This is a genomic window from Rhizobium cerradonense, assembly GCF_030182455.1.
In the GTDB taxonomy this organism is placed as follows: Bacteria; Pseudomonadota; Alphaproteobacteria; order Rhizobiales; family Rhizobiaceae; genus Rhizobium.
Window position 1 is genome coordinate 686,553 of record NZ_JAQJCK010000002.1, and the last position, 17,074, is coordinate 703,626.

A 17,074-nucleotide genomic window follows, 5' to 3' on the forward strand; every position below is an offset into this window, starting at 1 on the left:
TGCGGCTGACAACGTCTGATTCAATTCCCTCCCTTCGCATCGCCCAATTCCAATGACATCGATCACAGCCGATTCCAATTCGATGGCCGCCGGCCATTCCACGCTTCGTGGCGTCCTCTTGGCATTCACATCCTATGCCGTCTTCGCGTTCAGTGACGCGTCAATCAAGATATTGCATGGGACGCTGCCGTCCTATCAGGTGGCCTTCGTCGGCTCGCTGTTCGGTTTTGCGGCGATCCCGTTTCTGAAGACGCGCGGAGATGGGTGGCTGGATATCGTCAGGACGACGAACCGGCCGCTGTGGATGCTGCGTTTCGCCTGTGGCGCGATCGGCGCCATCTGTTCGATCGTGGCTTTCACCGAGCTGACGATGGCAGAGGCTTTCGCGCTGCTCTTTCTGCTGCCATCCTTCGTCACCATTCTGTCCGTCGTGTTCCTCAAGGAGGACGTGCGCTGGCAGCGTTGGACGGCGGTGATCGTCGGTTTCGTCGGCGTGCTGGTCGTGCTGCGGCCGGGATTTCGTGAGCTTTCGATCGGCCACCTCTGCGCGGCGATAGGCGGCTTAAGCGGGGCCGTCTCGATCGTCATCAATCGCGCACTTGGCTCGAAGGAGAAGCGCATCTCGCTTTATGGTGCGGTGTTGTTCGGCACGCTGATCGTCAGCGGTTTGCTGATGCTGCCGGAGATGACATGGCCGACGGCTTGGCAATGGATGTTCCTCGCCAGCTACGGTCTTCTCGGCGCTGCCGGCACCGTCCTCTTGATGAGCGCAGCGAAGTTGGCGCCCGCCAATCTCGTTGCGCCACCGCAATATAGCCAAATGATTTGGGCGATCGGTTTCGGCTATCTGCTGTTCAATGACAGCATAGATCTGCCGATGGCGCTCGGCATCGTCCTTATTGTCTTTTCCGGCCTGCTGACGCTGGCACGCGAGCGCAAACGCGGCACACCCTTGCCGGCGGCGGTTGTGGCTGCGGACACACGGGCATCGTTCGCGACAGCGCAGGAGACGCAGGCCAAGACACCAAATCGGTGAAATGCTTCGCCGGCGGTCCCTTTATCTCGTCACCCGAATGAATGGGGATTAGGTTTATTGTCGCCGCAAGGTGACAAGCCTATTGTGTTACTCGGGGCGAACCCATCTTCACGGGAAGGGACCCCAAGCACTGGATGGCGGCGCGTAGTTCCGAAAACCATGATGGTTTTCGAGGGGCTTACGCGTGGATCAACCGTTACTGCGTCATCTGCCTGCCCGTCTCAACGGGCGTGCGGCGCAGCGGAGGAGGTGTGAGATGACCACTTATATCGTTCTGCTCAATTGGACCGACCAGGGTGTGCGTAGCGTAAAGGAGTCTCCGCGGCGGCTGGATGTCGCCAAGAAGCAGTTGGAAGAGATGGGCGGTTCCTTCAAACAATTTTTCCTGACTATGGGCGAACACGACATGGTCGCTGTCTGCGAGGCACCCGATGATGCGGTGATGGCTCGCTTTGCCTTGGCGCTTGGTTCGAACGGCAATGTGCGCTCGCGCACGCTGAAGGCCTTCCCCGAGGCCGCTTATCGCGAGATCATCGCCTCCCTGGGATAATATTGGGGCGACCTTGCTACGTTGACTGTTGATTCCCCGGCCAGTGGCGCTTGGCCGGGAGATGGAACGCCATGATGTGGGCGCGGGAAGCTCAGGCGATGAAGCTCACCATTGACCGCAACGGCCGACTTCGAAAAGATGTCGGATGAACGAAATGGCGTTGAGATATGGAACAGCCTTGCCTTTTTGGCGCGGACTATAGCGTCTACGTGCGAATTGCGCGCCTTGCGCTCATCGAGAAAGGCGTCGAGCACCAGAGGGTGCCGATCGACATTTTCGCTGAGGGCGGGCCGCCGGCATCCTATCTGGAGCGGCATCCATTCGGCCGGATTCCGGCTTTCGAACACGGCGATTTTCGGCTCTACGAGACGGCTGCGATCACGCGCTATGTCGACGAGGCATTCGAGGGGCCGCGCCTGCAGCCTGTGGCGCCTCGGCAGCGCGCGCGGATGAACCAGATCGTCAGCATTGCCGACGGATATCTCTATCCGCATCTGGTGTGGGGTATCTACGTGGAGCGGGTCTCAAAGCCGGCAGAGGGCATTGCCGCCGACGAGGAACGAATAGCCACGAGCCTTTCCAAGGCCGCAATCGGCCTTGCCGCTCTTTCAGATCTTATGGAAGATACGCAGTGGCTCTGCAGTCCGGACCTGACCCTGGCCGATCTCTACGTCGCGCCGATGTTTGACTACTTTCTCATGGCGCCGGAGGGGCGGGAGATGATCGAGCATCATCCCAAGCTTGCGTCGTGGTGGTCGCGTATTGCAGCCCGGCCAAGTGTCGAGATGACGGCTTTCAGCAAACTGGAAGAGCCGGGCGCATGAAGCCAGGCCAGTTCAGGATGTTTCGCTCCTCCATTGCCGGCGTCGAAGCCGTGGCGGCGGAAACCGGATATAGCTTTCCCAAGCATACCCATGATCAGTTCGGCATCGGCGTCATCGAGCGCGGCGCGCAGGTGTCGCTGAGCGGGCGTGGCGTGGTGCGGGCTGAGACCGGCGACGTCATCACTCTCAATCCGAACGAAGTGCATGATGGTATGCCAATTGGGGAGAGCCGTGTTTGGTCGATGCTCTATTTCGATCCACGGCTGATGACGGATCTTCTGGGCGATATCGGTGAGGGCGGCGCCGGCGAGGGGGAACTTCCTTCTCCCGTCATTCGAAACGGACAGATCGCCGCGCGATTCAGAACACTGTTTTCGACGGTAACTCGTCAGGATGGTCAGGACGCTGCGCTGCGGCGAGACGGACTGTTGTTATCACTTGTTGCGGACGTGATGCGTGAGCAGGGGCAGGCGGATGAGGGCACCAATGCGCCCGCCGCGATCATGCGTGCTCGCGATCTCATCGATGATGATCCGGCAGCATCGGTGACGCTCGCCGATCTCGCCGGAGTGAGCGGGCTCAGCCGTTTCCAGCTCCTACGCGGTTTCGCCAAGGTGACCGGATTGACACCGCACGCCTATCTGCTTCAGCGTCGCATCCAGCGAGCGCGGCGGCTGATTGCCGGCGGCATGCCGCTGGCCGAGGCGGCTTTTGCCAGCGGCTTTGCCGATCAAAGCCATATGACTCGGATTTTCGTGCGCAATTTTGGTGTGTCGCCGCGCATCTATGCCGACACGACGCGCTGAGGCATCTGCAATTTCATTCAAGACCGGCTGCCTGCATCAAGGTTTTCTGCTGTTCCAAGTCAGAACCGCGCAGAAGGAAAAGCCATGTATTTCCGCCATTCGAATGAGATGTGGAGCGAATTCCCCGATCTGGTCCCCGGCGTCCTCTTCGTGGAAGGAATCACCGCCGATGTGGCCGTCAGCGATCGTCTCGCGAAGTTCCATGCAATCGCCGAGGAGCGGCTGGCGGGTAGTGCGGAAGGCGAGATGCCGGAGATCCAGGCCTGGCGGCGGACCTTTTCGAAAATGGGGCTGAAGCCGACGCAATATCGCTGCGCTTCCGAGGCTTTGCTCAGACGATTCCGCCAGGAAAAATCGCTGCCGCAACTGCATCCGCTCGTCGATCTGTGCAACGCCATCTCGATCGCCTTCGCCATTCCCGTCGCCGTCTTCGATCTTGCGAAGATTTCCGGCGATCTCGAAGTCAGGCACGCGACCGGCAGAGAGAGCTATCTCACCTTCGCTGGCGAAACGGAGCATCCGGAGCCGCGCGAAGTGATCTTTGCCGATAGTGCCGACCGGGCGCATGCGCGGCGCTGGACCAATCGTCAAAGCGGCCTTTCCGCCGTTCGCGAGGATACGCGATCGCTGCTGATCGTCGCCGAGGCCATGCATGAGGCGGCCGGAAATGATGTGCCGAGATTGATCGCAACCCTTGCCGCTGAACTTGCCGGCGTGTGGTCGGTCGACACAAAGACTGGGATGCTCAGTCGCTCTTCACCACGATTTGATCTCTAGGTTCGCGCTTTGGCGGCAATTTGCCGATCTATCCAAAAAATGCAGTTGACAAGTGCGGCGTTCGGGCAGAGCAGGGGACTTAGATAAATATTTCATATTGCTCATAAAGTTTGTTCCGTGCACGGCGCGCGGACAGAAGAAAGACATATGGACACCCTGCACAGTCACGATCGGGTCAGCGCGCTCGGTCATCCCGGATATCGTTCCTTCGCCGCCTCCCGCGTCTTTTCCTCCATCGGTTTCCAGTCGGTCACCGTTGCCATGGGCTGGATGATCTACGATCAGACCCATAGCGCCTTCTTCCTTGGCCTAGTCGGCTTCTGCCAGTTCCTGCCGATGGTGATCCTGACCTTCATTGTCGGTCATGTTGCCGACCAATTCGATCGCCGGCGCATCGGCCTGGTCTGCCAGTTGATCGAAGCCTTGACAGCGCTAGCCCTTGCCGTCGCAGTCTGGCAGCACTGGATCGGCCCGGCCGGCATCCTCGCCGCAGTCGCCGTCATGGGGGCGGCCACTGCCTTCGAGCGTCCTACCATGGCCGCGCTGTTACCGAATATCGTGCCGCCGTCGATGTTGCAGATAGCGATCGCTACCTCCACATCGATGATGCAGACCGCTTTCATCATCGGTCCGTCGCTCGGCGGCCTGCTCTATGGCGTCAGTCCGATTGCGCCTTTCGCGGTGTCTGCCGTGCTGTATGTCATCGCGAGCCTCAATGTCATTTCGATCCGCGTCGAGCGACAGCGGCCGTCGTCGCGGGAGCCGGTGACTCTGAGCTCGGTCTTTGCCGGCGTCTCCTTCATCAGGAGCAGACCGGTGATGATGGGGACGATCTCGCTCGATCTCTTTGCCGTGCTGCTCGGCGGCGCCACCGCGCTGCTGCCGATGTTCGCGCGCGATATCCTGCATGCCGGCCCCTGGGGCCTCGGACTGCTGCGCGCTGCGCCCGCAATCGGTGCTTTGGTCATGTCGATCTGGCTGGCGCGGCGGCCCCTGCAGACCGGCGTTGGCAAGAAGATGCTGCTTGCCGTTTTCGTGTTCGGCATCGCCACAGTCGTCTTCGCGCTCTCGAGCAACATCATCCTCTCCGTTACGGCACTGCTTGTCGTCGGGGCGTCGGATACGGTCAGCGTTGTCGTGCGCAGTTCGTTGGTGCAGCTCTTGACACCGGACAACATGCGCGGCCGCGTCAATGCCGTGAACTCGCTGTTCATAGGCACGTCCAACCAGCTCGGCGAATTCGAATCCGGCATGCTCGCCAGCGCGCTTGGCCCGGTTCTCACCGGCATCGTCGGCGGCGTCGGCACCATCGCCGTCGTGCTGCTTTGGATGCGGATCTTTCCGGATTTGACCAAGGTCAAGACGCTCAGGGGATAAGGTGGCCTCGGCCAGACCGGCAAAACGATCCAGCACATGGCTTCGCGCTGTAGGCTCATGGATGGTGCGGAATATTGTCCAGCCCGGCATCTCGCCTAAGGTGGCCGTTGACTGAGAAGATATTTTCGCGTCTCGCCTTCTTTTCGGCACGCTGTTTTTGGACGCAAGCAAACGCACGGAGCAGCCGGTTGATCCGCTTTTCGATGCTACGCCGCAGAATGAATCCATGAATGTTTCTCATCTGTCATAAGCCTGATGGTCTTATGACTTAGAGGAATGCGCCCGTATACTTCTCATGTATAATGAAGCTTTCATCGCCTATGCATGAAGGATTTTCATGGGGAAAAGACCGCTTCCACCACTGGCCGTCTTGCAAGCATTTTGCGCTATCGTCGAAACCGGCGGTTTTGGCCGTGCGGCTGAGAGGATGGGGCTGACGCAGACTGCCGTCAGTCATCAGCTTTCGCAGCTTGAAGGCTGGATCGGCGGCAGGCTTTTCGATCGCGGCCGGTCGGGCGCAAGATTGACGCCGCTCGGCGCGCGGCTCCACCCGGCGATTGTGGAGACGATTTCTCAATTGGAGACGGCGTTGTATCACGCGCGGGCGAGTGTGTCGGTTCGCACGCTGACGCTGTCGGTGACGCCGGAATTTTCCAGCCAATGGCTGGCGTCTCGACTTGGTGATTTCTGCCAGCGCCACCCCGACATCGAGCTGAAGATGATTGTCGGCTATCAGCGACCCGATTTCGGGCCTGAGGGCGTCGATCTTGCAATCTGGCTCGGGCGAGCCGAAGCCGGCCTCGTCCAGGAAGAGTTGCTGACGGACGAGGAGTTTGTCGTCAGTTCACCGACGCTGTCCGAGCGGTTGCCGAAGCGCAATGCCATAAAGGAAGCGCCGCTGCTGCGTTACACCGGCATGCGCCATACCGTACTGGATTGGCAGCGCTGGTACGAACAGGTGATTGGCCATGGCAATGACGGCGGAATGGCCGATTTCAATATTGGCCAGGCGGCGGAGAACGGACCTCTATTCGAATCCTTTGCCGACATGCTCGGAGCATGTCGGGACGGTCTCGGCTTTGCGCTGGTTCGCAGCTCCCTTGTCGCGAAGGATCTCGCGGAGGGGCAGTTGGTGCGTTGTTTCGTCGAAGTTCAGCCGGCAGCCGTCAGTTACAATCTGATCTATCCGTCGAATGCCTTGCAAAACCCATCGGCTGCGTTGTTCCGCACCTGGTTGATATCTCGGGTCAATGCCGTTGCTTGATCAGGCTCGCTGTCAATCGCCCAGCCTGATCAAGCCGGCCTCTGTCGCCGCAAAGCCCAGGTTCCGATAGAGGCCGGCGAGATGAGGTTCGAAATCGACATGCAGCCACTCTGCGCCGCGTTCGCGCGCAACGTTCGTTGCCATTTCGACAAGCTTGGTTGCTATTCCCTGTCGACGGAATTCGGGTGCGACGGTGGTATCAAGGATAAAGGCATGTATGCCACCATCCCAGGCAATGTTGACGAATCCTATCAGGCGCACTCCATGGAAGGCGCCGATATGGGCGAGGCTTCTCGGCAGGATAGATGAGAAATCGCGTGGGGTACTCTCGTTCCAAGCCGTTGCCCACAGGGCGTTGAGTGCTTGGTTGTCAGGATAGGGATCGATCCTGAATTCGATCGTCATGACCATCATCTCGTCATTGATGAAACCGCAATGGCAAGCTTATCCGCAGGGAGAATGGATGCAACGGGCGCGTAGGGCAGGCCGATATCAAGGCGATTGGAATGGAAAAGTGCATCCCATCTCGGATCGCGCTATGATCGATCTTCCTTTGCGTGTGGAAACAGAACAGAGGAGGTTGTTATGGCCTATGTGGATGGTTTTGTTATTGCCGTTCCGAAAGACAAGCTGGAGATTTACAAGACGTTGGCGGGGAAGTCCGGCGATATCTGGAAGGAATATGGTGCGCTTAGCTACGTGGAGTCTGTTGGGGACGATGTGCCCTATGGCCAGTTGACGTCCTTTCCGCGCTCCGTTCAGGCGAAGGAAGACGAGGTGGTGATCTTTTCCTGGATCACTTACGAATCTCGCCAGCATCGCGATACCGTGATGGAAAAGGTCATGGCCGATCCGCGGCTGAAAGACGAGATGGCAAATATGCCTTTTGATGGCAAACGCATGATCTATGGCGGCTTCGAGATTTTCTTGCAGCTCTGATCGGCCTTGGCGGCAGCGGCTGGGCTTGACTTTCCGCCCGTTGCGACCGACCTCAAGCGGATCGCTGCGATCAATACCGGAGATGCCATGCCGCAGACCGTCATCACACTGTCGACCCATGGCCAAGGACTTTATGAGTTCACAGACCAGGCAGCGGAATTCGTCCGTGCAGGGACTTCGGCAGGCTCCACATCGAGCGACGGGCTGCTGACGATCTTCGTCCGCCATACCTCCTGTTCGCTGCTGATCCAGGAGAACGCCGATCCTGACGTGCAGACGGATCTCAACGCCTTCTTCCGCCGGCTCGTGCCACCGTCTTCCGACCCTTCGATGCGCTGGATCGTCCATACGACCGAGGGGCCGGACGATATGCCGGCGCATATCAAGACAGCGCTCACGCAGGTGTCGATCGGCATCCCCGTGATGCGCGGACGCCTGACACTTGGCACATGGCAGGGCATCTATCTTTTCGAGCACCGCGACCGCCCGCACCGGCGCGAAATCGTGCTGCATCTTTCGGTCTGATTCAGGAAAATTCGCGTCAACCGATCGTCCATTGCGCTGAATACAATCTGAATGAGTAATTCGTCTTCAGTTCAGCTTGGCTGGCCTAATGTTGCTTCAATCCTGAGGCATTTGGCCAAATCAGGATTGCAACGATCCGTAGCAGGACTTGAAGGAGAAATACCCATGATCGGCATTTTCGCCAAGGCTGGCATTGCAGCTCTCATCACGCTCGGCGCCGCTTCCGCCACCGTTTCTGCCGCCTCGGCCAACGACCTTTCACCGAGCATTCATCAGGTGCGCCACGATCCCATCGCGGCAGCATCTGCTCGCCGATAACAGCCGTTCAGAAGGCTCGCGCCATGGGCCTGCGCCGCGCTCGAATCCAGAATATCACGCCGCGCCGTGTCGTCGTTGAAGGCTTTGGCCGGCACGGTCCGGATCGTGTCGTTTTCGCCAACGTGCCGGGTTGCCCGTTGATCCGCCGCTGATATCGCGTGGCCGTTTATGGCCATGATCGCGCTGCCGCAGCGATGTTTTAAGATGAGTGAAGTCGTCCTCATAAAGGAGGGCGGCTTTTATTTTCTGCTGTGCAGTGAGTCCGCCTCTGGTCTCGCTTTTGCTTTCATTGTACCTGAATGGCGTATGAACGGTTGATTCTGGACTTGTTCAGTATCGCGCCGTTACTCCCGAGGCATTCGCATCAGGAGATGCGGTAAGCACATGAGAGAAGCCTTTCGCTCCATGGAGGACAGATGAGAGCATTACTGGCAAAGTTGGGGATCGCAGCCGCGATCACCGTTACTGCGCTGTCGGGCACCGCGGAATATGCTTCCGCCCAGGGCGTCGACATTTATATTGGCCCGGGCCGGCATCGGCCGCCACCGCCGGATTACGATATCCCGCCGCCGCGCTACGAACGTCGTGGCTGTGATCCGCGCGAGGCCATGGATGTTGCTCGCGGCTACGGCCTGCACCGCGCTCGCGTGGTCGACGTGACGCCGCGCCGCGTTATCGTCGATGGTTTCGGCCGCCGTGGTCCGGATACGATGATGTTTGCCAATGTTCGCGGTTGCCCGTTGATCGGCCGCTAATATCATCTGCGGACGCGCATTGCGTCCGATGGCCACCGCTTGCCGCTTTCGCTTTATGGCGGGGGCCATGAACCGCCCTTTGCTCGGTCCTACCGGACTTGAGCGAAGGGCGGTTTTGTTTTGTGGCTATTGCTGGATCGCGTAGGTGATGCTGACCGAGGCGTTATAGGTGTTTTCGCCGCTCGCCACCGGTACCGCCTTGTCGGCAGCCATGGCCATGGATTGACGCATATATGGCTGCGGCGGCGTGACGATGGCGCCCTCGTTGATCGAAATGACATGGCCAAGCTTGACGCCCGCCGCATCGGTCAAGGTTTTTGCTTTTGCCGCAGCATCGGCGACGGCGTTCTTTCGGGCCTCTTCCAGCGCGGCATCCGGCTTGTCGTTGGTAAACTGAATATCGCCACCCTGGTTGATGCCGAGATTGACCGCCTGATCGAGGAGGACGCCGAGCTTGGAGAGATCCCGCACGCGCACCGTCAGCCCGTTGGTCACCTGATAGCCGGTGAGGGTCGGCGGCACCGGATGGCCATCTTTGTCGTTCTGATAGTCATATTGCGGCTGGATAGAAAAGCCGGACGTCTGAAGATCGCGCTCCGCAATGCCTCTGTCCTTTAGCGTCGCCAGCACCGCGCCCATCGCCTTGTTGTTCTGATCGAGCGCGTCTTGCGCGGCTTTTGCCTGCTTGACGACCGAGAGCGTGACAACCGCCATATCCGGCGCGATTGCGGAATGTCCCTCTCCAGTGACCGTGATGATCGCCTCGCGCGGTTTTGCATCCTCGGCGAAACTATGGGTGGCGGGCACGAGAAGAGTCGCGCCGAGAAGAGTAGCAAAAACAAAATCTCTGGTTTTCATCTGTGGCATGGCTCATTCCTTGGTTGGTGTTTCCTTGGGATTCGCTTTTGCGGATTGATTGTGAAGGTATTGCGGCAGTCCCTTGTGGGAAAAGACGAATTGGGCTAGAGCCAAATCGGCTCCCGGGGAACCATTGCCCCGGCGCTGCGTGCACGCTGATTTTTTAGTCGTGCCGGGCCTGTAGCTCAATGGTTAGAGCCGGCGGCTCATAACCGCTTGGTTGGGGGTTCGAGTCCCTCCGGGCCCACCATCGACCATAAGTCGTTGATTTTAGACGATAATTTTCTGACGGATTTTTCGCCGTACACAGCGAAATACACTGTTCCGTACACATTTCGAGCCAGATTGAGAGGCTTTGAATGTATCTATGGAAACGCCCGAGCGGATTCACGTTCCAGCAAAGAATACCCGTTAGCCTCGAATCGCAATTCGGAAAGTCGCCAATCCGTTTGAATCTAGGGCCTCTCCCTTCCGCTCACGCTCGGAAAAGGGCAATAATTCTGTCTGGTGCGGCCATGCAAATGATGGACGACCAAACGATGACACGCGAGACCCTTGTTCATAGCCTTCGCGCTCTTAATGAGGAATTGAAAGCGCTGAAGCGCGCCAGTTTCGCGAAAGGGGTGGCCATGCTTGGAGCGGCCCAGGCAGCCGATGAGTTTGAGGAAATTGGGGAGGCGGATTCATCGGCTGAAAGAAGACGCAAGGCCGAGTTGATCCAGACAGAGCGAGAGGTTCTTGTCCGCTTTCAGAGCCGCTTGCAAACTATTGCCGACGGGATGGCAAAAGATGCTGTCGCATGGGAGGCAGAACGCAGCACGTACGAGTCCGTGGTGTCTCTGCTTGGCTCCTTCGATCGGCTGCAAGGTGCAGCCGCGATTGAACCTGCACATACAAATGCCGTCGCGATCAAGAGGTTGCCGCCGCTGCCACCTGTTGTTCCATTTGTTGCCAAACCAGTTGAGAAGGTAGCCGTGGAAAATGGCACGATCGCCGATCCTCGCGCTTTCACGTCCGAAACCAAATTTGGCGTGGCGGGTCGCGCCGTCCTTGATGCCAGGCGTGCCGCGTTGGATGCCAATGATACGGACAGAGGTCGTTACGAGCAGCGTCTTGAAGCCACGCTCGCTGCTTTCCTTGAAGTTATTGGCGATCATCCAATGAACTACTACCTGCCCCTTCATTTGCAGGATTTCGCGACGGTGCTGGGTAAAGTTCCGACTAACCGGACGAAATATCCAGTTTTTAAGGGGCTATCGCTCGCGGCGATGGGCGCAAAGAATGACGCGCTTCCAGAAGGCAAACGCATTCGTCGGCTCTCGCAGACGACGGTGAAGGAGCATATCACTCAAATTAAGCTGATATGGCAAAAGGCGACGGCAGGTGTTGTTGGTGTTCGGGACATTCGTTCGTTCGATGTGACCATGCCAGCGTCGGCGGCTGCTCCTATAGATCGCGAGGGCTTGCCTATCGCTTCGCTCAATAAGTGGCTGGTGGACATCGTTACGCCCAAAATCATGCGCAAGCCACACAAGGCATGGCTTCCACTCGTTGGGTACCTCACAGGGATGCGGCTCTCAGAAATTGTCTACCTGCAGTCTCCCGATATTGTCACGATCGATGGGAACGAGGTTTTTGACCTTCGGCTGCCGCTAATCATTAACGGCAAAAAAGTCGATAGGCAGCTCAAGACAAAGACTTCAGTGCGGGTCGTGGCGATCCATCCACTGCTTCACGAATGTGGTTTTATCGATTTCGCTAAGAAGCAAAGAGGACGCGGAGGATTTATCTTCCCACATTATCATACCTCGAAAGACCCTGCGGACGCGGCTCAAAAGCAAATGTCGAATTGGATGATTGCCCTCGGTATCCACGAGGCTCAGCGTCAGGTATTCCACTCACTGAGGCATAACGCCAAGGCTTGGTTCCGTATCCATGCCGGTGACGGCCTTGCAGATAAGCAATGCGGTCACGCAGCTTCGTCGGTCGGGGCTAAATATGGGTTCAAAGTGCTCGAACCAGAAGAGGTCGAGAAGATCATGGCAATTCCCGCGCCGCGAGGTATCGATTTTACTCCTCTGATCAACTGGTATCAGGCTCCGTAAATTTTCATTCCGACAGTTCCCATCCGATTTCTCACACTTGATCGCCGCGCTGCAGAATTTGAAGGCCAGTTTTTGAAGAAGTCAGGGAACGATGGTTCCGCTAGAGAGATTTGAAGCTCCTACACAGCGACCGAAAAAGCCCGGAAAATAAGGCTTTTGGCCTCGCCCGAATGGTGTCGGGTGTACCAATGTTGTGGACCATCCTTTAGGGCTCGTTTGCCGATAATGTCAACATTCAACGCCTTGTTCCCGTAGTTTGTAGCGGTCACAACCTGTTAGCGTTGGGATATATTAGTCAACCTATCTCGGTGCCATCAACTGGCCGCAGCTTGCGCTCGATATTGCGCCATGAACGCCACGGCATTCGTCGCTGGTGTCTGCGCCGTGTGGATCGCCGATCTGCTTTTCGAGGCAACGACGTGGTGGATCATAGGGCAGCCGCGCGGCGCCATAACTTGTAGCAGCGGGCTGTCAAATGTACGCGAGAAGTAGACAGATTTTATGGCATTACTGAATTGCAACTGAAAAGATGCGAAAATAATCTCACTAAATCAATTGGTTAAGTTTAATATAAGCATTATTAACCTTAAAGCACCACCATTAGATGAGTAGCGTCGGGAGGACTCCTATGAATCAACTTTGGTTTGGTGACAATCTTACTATCCTCCGCGAAGAGATAGAAACCGGCAGCGTAGATCTTGTTTATTTAGATCCCCCATTTAATAGTAACGCCAACTACAACGTCCTTTTTCGCACACCTTCCGACGAGGCCGCGAGTGCGCAAGTCGAAGCTTTCCGTGACACCTGGACATGGGGCAATGAAGCACAATGGGCGCTCGACGAAATCATGCGGCAGAGCGGCAGCCTAGCTTCCATTATCCATGCCCTTCACAGCGCCCTCGGTGAAAGCGACATGATGGCTTACCTCGTCATGATGGCCCAGCGCTTACACGAACTGCAGCGAGTACTAAAGTCAACGGGGTCATTATTTCTTCACTGCGATCCAACAGCGAGCCACTACCTCAAAGTAATTCTTGACGCGATTTTCGGCCCGGAGCGTTTTGCCAACGAAATAATTTGGCAGAGGACATTGGGTAAGGGGCTGATGACGCGAAGGCTTCCGACGAATCATGACGTGATCCTTTGCTACGAGGCGAGTTCTGATCGAAAGTGGAATAGTGAAAGCCTTTTTCAGCCTTACGAGCCGGGAAACATCCCGAAATCCGTATTGGATAAGTACACCATGGACGATGGTGATGGGAGGCTCTATCAGCTCACTAGCCTAATTAACCCTAGCCAAGATCGGCCAAACCTCACTTACGAATTCTTGGGTGTCACGAGGGTTTGGCGCTGGACCAAAGAACGAATGGAGGCCGCGTTCGCGGCAGGTCTCGTTCATCAGACCGCTCCCGGTCGCGTTCCTCGTCTTAAGCGTTATCTTTCGGAGCAGCGAGGAATGCCACTCGGCGATGTCTGGACGGACATCCCGCCACTCAATTCGCAGGCCCGGGAACGACTAGGATATCCAACCCAAAAGCCGGTCAAATTGCTAGACAGGCTAATAAAAGCTGGCAGCCATGAAGGCGACGTTGTTCTTGACCCCTTTTGCGGTTGCGGAACGACTATCGCTGCGTCACATCAGTCGGAGCGCAGGTGGATCGGCATTGACGTCGCATACCATGCAATCAGAGTAATCGAAGAAAGATTGCGGTCGATGAGCGGCAATGCCGTTTATGAACTCGGCGGAATCCCACGCGATTTTGGGAGTGCATTGCGTCTAGCTGAAAAAGACAAATTCCAATTTCAGTGGTGGGCTAACTATCTGGTCGGAGTTCAAGCCCTCAAAGAAACAAAAAAAGGTCCGGACAGAGGTATCGATGGCGAAATGTATTTTATGAACGGACCGAGAGGTTGGGGACGCATTCTAACGTCCGTGAAGGGCGGTCAACATGTAGGTGCCAAAGACGTCCGTGAGTTCAAAGCGGTGATCGACAGAGAGCGGGCGGAAATGGGGCTTTTCATATGCCTCAATGAAGGTACCAGGGAAATGAAATCCGAAGCTGCCTCTTTTGGATTTATGCAGACAGCACATGGACATCTACCACGTCTTCAATTGGTTTCTATTGAAGAATGGTTCAGGGGTAAGCGCCCAATTCTTCCATCGCTAGGACATGTTTCCAGAGAGTTTTTCCAAGGCGAGAAACCTCAAGGGACGAAGAAGGGTCGATTGGCGGACCCCAATGCCCCGGAGTTCAAATTTACGTTCTCTGGGAGTAAGGCAGATTCGAATACTGTCATTCATTTTAACCCATCAGCGATGACCGGAGCCCAGTCTACTGTGTCGAATACTTAGGCAGTGAACCCATAAATGGGTGCCCTAAGCGGATTGCTCATCGTCGTTGGGTAGATTGGATAGATCGAGGTCACCGATGGGCGGTAGCTTGGCTCCGCACCACGGGCAAAAGGCGATCTCAATCACGCTGCTGCCACCATCGTGGACGATGATGCCATACCCCCCACGGACCTGATCAATCAGGGCGTCCGGGCAGTCCGAGCGATCAGCGTGCTGTTTGCAAGACTGGTTCAGATCGGCAGCCATGCGGCTACAACAATGGTCGGTCATGGACTTATTCTGCGTGGGCGCTCGGAAAAAAGAAAGGCCTTCTTTTTAGGGCCAAGGCTGATTCAGAGTTGGCATGAGCCGATATTACCTGACCGACTTCGAGTGGCGCGTAATCGCGCCGTTGTTGCCCAACAAGCCAGGAGGCGTGCCGCGCGTCGATGATCGCCGCGTCCTGAACGGCATTTTCTGGGTGCTACGGTCCGGTGCCCCGTGGCGCGATCTGCCCGAGCGCTATGGCCCGCGCACCACCTACTACAACCGCTTCGTCCGATGGCAACGGGCTGGCGTGTGGAATCGAATGATGAACGCTATCACCGCTGTGCACGATGGCGACATCCGCGCCTCGGCATCCTTAGCGGGGAGCCGGAGACGCCGGGGGACTAAAGCGCTTTTATTGTGTTGCATATAGCCGTTGGAAAATAAGCAGCATGTAGGCCGATACGAGCTATTTCTGGCGGAGAGAATAGGCGATAGCCTGTGTGCTGGAGTTCCCGGCATGTAGCCGTTGCGACTGTGATATGCCAAAACTCGGCGTGAGAATAAAATTCGCTTCTAGTGAACTTAGTTCTTGATTTTCGATCTTTCATCGCTTAGATACAATCTCAGATCACGAGCGGAAGAAGTCGTCATTTTCAGGCTATTCGCATAAGCGAATGCCGTGGAGGGCCTTTGTGTTCTCTGATCTTACCCGGACGCCCGAGCACCCGAGAGGGGACGACGACGGCGGGCGAAGCAGATGCAACCGTGACGAACGGTTGCATCTAGGTAGAAGGTGCGTGCTGCTGGTTCCGATTCTGTTTGGTGACGACCCTTAGGGATAGTCCCAAGGGCAAACAGAAGGAACTATATATGAGTGTAGATGAAAGTGATCGCCAGCAGCAGCGGTTAAGGAGCGGAACAAAAAGGAACTGGAAACAGTTTCTTGCGTGGGGTTGGAAACAGCTCCGAAATCCGCGAATGCTGAAGACAGTCTTTAGGCTGGTTTCGGCCATAGGACGCATTTTAGCTCTTGTAGAGCGTATTGTGCGCCTGTGCCACGAGATGTTTGGATCGTCGTGATAAACCGTTAACCCAATATCTACAAGGAAAGGAGTGAAGAATGTTGTCCGAAGCCTTGAGATTAATAAGGGTGTTTCACGATCTCAAACAGGTCGAGTTGGCCGAGAAACTTGGTGTTTCAAAATCCCATATTTCGGAGATTGAAAGCGGGCACAAGACCCCCTCGCTTGAGTTGATCGAGCGATATTCCAAGACATTCGGCTTGCCGATGTCATCCATCATGTTTTTTGCCGAGAACATTGAGGGTGCGGGAAAGGGTGAAAAGGCCAGAGCATTTGTAGCGTCGAAGGTGATTGATTTCTTACGTCTCATTGAGAAGAAGTCATCATCGCATGCCGCCTAAAAGCAACCGTCAATTTCACAATCTGGAAGACAGCGCCCTTTACGGTGTGACCACAAGAAAAAAGCTCGCAGAAATCCTGATGTGTTCACCTCAGAACCTGAAGGATGTACTCGCGATTTCCGTGCGATATAAGAACCGTTGGAAACCTAAGCAGAGTGACACGGCCCCATGGTTGAAACTGGCTCCGCCTCCGGAAGAAGCCGAAAACTATCGGCCGATAGACATTCCGGTTCCTTCACTTAAGCGACTTCAAGCGCGTATTGCATATTTGCTCTCGAAGATTGAACCGCCTGAATACCTTTTCAGTCCAGTTAAAGGGGTCTCCTACGTTGATAACGCACGGCGGCATCTCGATAGCCAAGCATTTTGGCTTTTGGATATTGCGAATTACTTCCCCAGTTGCAGCGCCAATAGGGTGGCTTGGTTTTTCCGAACAAAAATGAGATGCGCAGCCGACGTGACAGCCATTCTAGTCGCGTTGACTACCGACCAAGAACGCTTACCCCAAGGCTCACCTTGTAGCCCCATATTGGCATACTTCTCAAACGCAAAAATGTGGGACGATATTTCCTCACTTGTGAAGGCCAGAGGCTGCACCCTCAGCGTTTACGCGGATGATGCAAATTCCGAGGCAATCCGCCCCCTGATTCCGAAATGATGTCGCCCCCCAATTCCGAGAAATAGTCGCCCCCTTGTTCCGAGATGATGCCGCCCCCTTGGAGGCGTCTGGCAAGGGTGGGTCTGCAGGTGTGAAGTTTCTTCCTTCGACGTTGACGAGGAAGGAACGGGATGCCAGCGGAGAGATTGGAGATGCGGCGTGTCCGCGAGATACTGAGATATCGTTTTGAGCAAGGACTTGGGCACAAGTCGATTGCGGTGCGGGTTGGAACTGCGCCCTCGACGGTGCGCGAGACG

Annotated in this window: 19 protein-coding genes, 1 tRNA gene and 1 pseudogene; 18 read left to right on the top strand and 3 right to left on the bottom strand. The window is 56.4% G+C overall.

What is annotated here, in order from left to right:
- The first annotated feature begins 52 nt into the window (after positions 1-52).
- The 7 genes from PH547_RS07455 to PH547_RS07485 all read left to right on the top strand — a co-directional run bounded on the left by PH547_RS07455 (position 53) and on the right by PH547_RS07485 (position 6,634).
- Entirely contained in the window at positions 53-1,036 is a 984-nt protein-coding gene (locus PH547_RS07455; protein WP_104823684.1) for a DMT family transporter, read from the top strand.
- A 256-nt stretch (positions 1,037-1,292) separates the two neighbouring features.
- The gene (locus PH547_RS07460; RefSeq protein WP_104823683.1) at positions 1,293-1,586 is read left to right on the top strand and encodes a GYD domain-containing protein; all 294 of its coding nucleotides are present in this window, start codon (positions 1,293-1,295) and stop codon (positions 1,584-1,586) included.
- Between the two features lie 167 nt (positions 1,587-1,753).
- Positions 1,754-2,410 (top strand): glutathione S-transferase family protein, encoded by a 657-nt coding sequence (locus tag PH547_RS07465; protein WP_104823682.1) that lies wholly within the window; start codon positions 1,754-1,756, stop codon positions 2,408-2,410.
- A complete protein-coding gene (locus PH547_RS07470; RefSeq protein ID WP_104823681.1) occupies positions 2,407-3,216 on the top strand; it encodes an AraC family transcriptional regulator in 810 nt (269 codons plus the stop codon). The genes PH547_RS07465 and PH547_RS07470 overlap by 4 nt, the downstream gene beginning before the upstream one ends.
- Positions 3,217-3,300: 84 nt before the next feature.
- Positions 3,301-3,993, top strand: coding sequence for a B3/B4 domain-containing protein (locus PH547_RS07475; RefSeq protein ID WP_104823680.1), 693 nt, complete (start codon positions 3,301-3,303; stop codon positions 3,991-3,993).
- A 147-nt stretch (positions 3,994-4,140) separates the two neighbouring features.
- The gene (locus PH547_RS07480) at positions 4,141-5,370 is read left to right on the top strand and encodes an MFS transporter (protein ID WP_104823679.1); all 1,230 of its coding nucleotides are present in this window, start codon (positions 4,141-4,143) and stop codon (positions 5,368-5,370) included.
- Between the two features lie 337 nt (positions 5,371-5,707).
- A complete protein-coding gene (locus PH547_RS07485) occupies positions 5,708-6,634 on the top strand; it encodes a LysR substrate-binding domain-containing protein (RefSeq protein ID WP_104823677.1) in 927 nt (308 codons plus the stop codon).
- Between the two features lie 12 nt (positions 6,635-6,646).
- Here the strand turns inward: PH547_RS07485 and PH547_RS07490 are convergent, their stop codons facing one another.
- Positions 6,647-7,039, bottom strand: a complete 393-nt coding sequence (locus PH547_RS07490; protein ID WP_104825148.1) for a GNAT family N-acetyltransferase — start codon at positions 7,037-7,039, stop codon at positions 6,647-6,649.
- A 180-nt stretch (positions 7,040-7,219) separates the two neighbouring features.
- On the opposite strand from PH547_RS07490, the gene PH547_RS07495 reads away from it, so the two are divergent.
- From PH547_RS07495 to PH547_RS07510, 5 genes are all read left to right on the top strand, one after another.
- Positions 7,220-7,573: a DUF1428 domain-containing protein gene (locus PH547_RS07495; RefSeq protein ID WP_104823676.1), complete on the top strand. Its 354-nt coding sequence runs from the start codon at positions 7,220-7,222 to the stop codon at positions 7,571-7,573.
- Positions 7,574-7,660: 87 nt separating this feature from the next.
- Complete coding sequence (locus PH547_RS07500) at positions 7,661-8,098, top strand: secondary thiamine-phosphate synthase enzyme YjbQ (RefSeq protein WP_104825147.1); 438 nt, start codon at positions 7,661-7,663, stop codon at positions 8,096-8,098.
- A gap of 165 nt (positions 8,099-8,263) precedes the next feature.
- Positions 8,264-8,416 carry a hypothetical protein gene (locus PH547_RS33935; protein ID WP_445944958.1) on the top strand — a complete coding sequence of 51 codons (153 nt, stop codon included), beginning with the start codon at positions 8,264-8,266 and terminating at the stop codon, positions 8,414-8,416.
- Positions 8,417-8,439: 23 nt separating this feature from the next.
- The gene (locus PH547_RS33940) at positions 8,440-8,568 is read left to right on the top strand and encodes a hypothetical protein (protein WP_445944957.1); all 129 of its coding nucleotides are present in this window, start codon (positions 8,440-8,442) and stop codon (positions 8,566-8,568) included.
- Between the two features lie 264 nt (positions 8,569-8,832).
- Entirely contained in the window at positions 8,833-9,171 is a 339-nt protein-coding gene (locus PH547_RS07510) for a hypothetical protein (RefSeq protein ID WP_104823675.1), read from the top strand.
- Between the two features lie 126 nt (positions 9,172-9,297).
- Here PH547_RS07510 and PH547_RS07515 read toward each other — a convergent pair whose 3' ends face one another.
- Complete coding sequence (locus PH547_RS07515; protein WP_104823674.1) at positions 9,298-10,038, bottom strand: SIMPL domain-containing protein; 741 nt, start codon at positions 10,036-10,038, stop codon at positions 9,298-9,300.
- 165 nt (positions 10,039-10,203) lie between these two features.
- Between PH547_RS07515 and PH547_RS07520 the strand changes: the two genes are divergently transcribed.
- From PH547_RS07520 to PH547_RS07530, 3 genes are all read left to right on the top strand, one after another.
- Positions 10,204-10,279: transfer RNA gene (locus PH547_RS07520), tRNA-Ile, on the top strand.
- Between the two features lie 289 nt (positions 10,280-10,568).
- A complete protein-coding gene (locus PH547_RS07525; RefSeq protein WP_285167876.1) occupies positions 10,569-12,134 on the top strand; it encodes a tyrosine-type recombinase/integrase in 1,566 nt (521 codons plus the stop codon).
- Between the two features lie 628 nt (positions 12,135-12,762).
- Positions 12,763-14,487 (top strand): site-specific DNA-methyltransferase, encoded by a 1,725-nt coding sequence (locus tag PH547_RS07530; protein WP_285167878.1) that lies wholly within the window; start codon positions 12,763-12,765, stop codon positions 14,485-14,487.
- Between the two features lie 24 nt (positions 14,488-14,511).
- On the opposite strand, the gene PH547_RS07535 is transcribed toward PH547_RS07530, so the two are convergent.
- Positions 14,512-14,757 carry a DUF6980 family protein gene (locus tag PH547_RS07535; RefSeq protein WP_065664210.1) on the bottom strand — a complete coding sequence of 82 codons (246 nt, stop codon included), beginning with the start codon at positions 14,755-14,757 and terminating at the stop codon, positions 14,512-14,514.
- Positions 14,758-14,830: 73 nt separating this feature from the next.
- Between PH547_RS07535 and PH547_RS07540 the strand changes: the two are divergent.
- The 3 genes and pseudogenes from PH547_RS07540 to PH547_RS07550 form a co-directional block, all read left to right on the top strand.
- Positions 14,831-15,094, top strand: a pseudogene (locus PH547_RS07540) (IS5 family transposase); the annotation flags it as partial.
- A gap of 762 nt (positions 15,095-15,856) precedes the next feature.
- Positions 15,857-16,159, top strand: a complete 303-nt coding sequence (locus tag PH547_RS07545; RefSeq protein WP_285167880.1) for a helix-turn-helix transcriptional regulator — start codon at positions 15,857-15,859, stop codon at positions 16,157-16,159.
- Positions 16,149-16,817, top strand: a complete 669-nt coding sequence (locus PH547_RS07550; protein ID WP_285167881.1) for a reverse transcriptase family protein — start codon at positions 16,149-16,151, stop codon at positions 16,815-16,817. Before PH547_RS07545 ends, PH547_RS07550 begins: the two co-directional genes overlap by 11 nt.
- The last annotated feature ends 257 nt before the right edge of the window (positions 16,818-17,074 follow it).

Bases quoted from the DNA above. Each gene is read 5' to 3' on its own strand.
- PH547_RS07455 (WP_104823684.1), top strand. From the start codon at position 53: ATGACATCGATCACAGCCGATTCCAATTCGATGGCCGCCGGCCATTCC.
- PH547_RS07460 (WP_104823683.1), top strand. From the start codon at position 1,293: ATGACCACTTATATCGTTCTGCTCAATTGGACCGACCAGGGTGTGCGT.
- PH547_RS07465 (WP_104823682.1), top strand. From the start codon at position 1,754: ATGGAACAGCCTTGCCTTTTTGGCGCGGACTATAGCGTCTACGTGCGA.
- PH547_RS07470 (WP_104823681.1), top strand. From the start codon at position 2,407: ATGAAGCCAGGCCAGTTCAGGATGTTTCGCTCCTCCATTGCCGGCGTC.
- PH547_RS07475 (WP_104823680.1), top strand. From the start codon at position 3,301: ATGTATTTCCGCCATTCGAATGAGATGTGGAGCGAATTCCCCGATCTG.
- PH547_RS07480 (WP_104823679.1), top strand. From the start codon at position 4,141: ATGGACACCCTGCACAGTCACGATCGGGTCAGCGCGCTCGGTCATCCC.
- PH547_RS07485 (WP_104823677.1), top strand. From the start codon at position 5,708: ATGGGGAAAAGACCGCTTCCACCACTGGCCGTCTTGCAAGCATTTTGC.
- PH547_RS07490 (WP_104825148.1), bottom strand. From the start codon at position 7,039: ATGACGATCGAATTCAGGATCGATCCCTATCCTGACAACCAAGCACTC.
- PH547_RS07495 (WP_104823676.1), top strand. From the start codon at position 7,220: ATGGCCTATGTGGATGGTTTTGTTATTGCCGTTCCGAAAGACAAGCTG.
- PH547_RS07500 (WP_104825147.1), top strand. From the start codon at position 7,661: ATGCCGCAGACCGTCATCACACTGTCGACCCATGGCCAAGGACTTTAT.
- PH547_RS33935 (WP_445944958.1), top strand. From the start codon at position 8,264: ATGATCGGCATTTTCGCCAAGGCTGGCATTGCAGCTCTCATCACGCTC.
- PH547_RS33940 (WP_445944957.1), top strand. From the start codon at position 8,440: ATGGGCCTGCGCCGCGCTCGAATCCAGAATATCACGCCGCGCCGTGTC.
- PH547_RS07510 (WP_104823675.1), top strand. From the start codon at position 8,833: ATGAGAGCATTACTGGCAAAGTTGGGGATCGCAGCCGCGATCACCGTT.
- PH547_RS07515 (WP_104823674.1), bottom strand. From the start codon at position 10,038: ATGCCACAGATGAAAACCAGAGATTTTGTTTTTGCTACTCTTCTCGGC.
- PH547_RS07525 (WP_285167876.1), top strand. From the start codon at position 10,569: ATGACACGCGAGACCCTTGTTCATAGCCTTCGCGCTCTTAATGAGGAA.
- PH547_RS07530 (WP_285167878.1), top strand. From the start codon at position 12,763: ATGAATCAACTTTGGTTTGGTGACAATCTTACTATCCTCCGCGAAGAG.
- PH547_RS07535 (WP_065664210.1), bottom strand. From the start codon at position 14,757: ATGACCGACCATTGTTGTAGCCGCATGGCTGCCGATCTGAACCAGTCT.
- PH547_RS07545 (WP_285167880.1), top strand. From the start codon at position 15,857: ATGTTGTCCGAAGCCTTGAGATTAATAAGGGTGTTTCACGATCTCAAA.
- PH547_RS07550 (WP_285167881.1), top strand. From the start codon at position 16,149: ATGCCGCCTAAAAGCAACCGTCAATTTCACAATCTGGAAGACAGCGCC.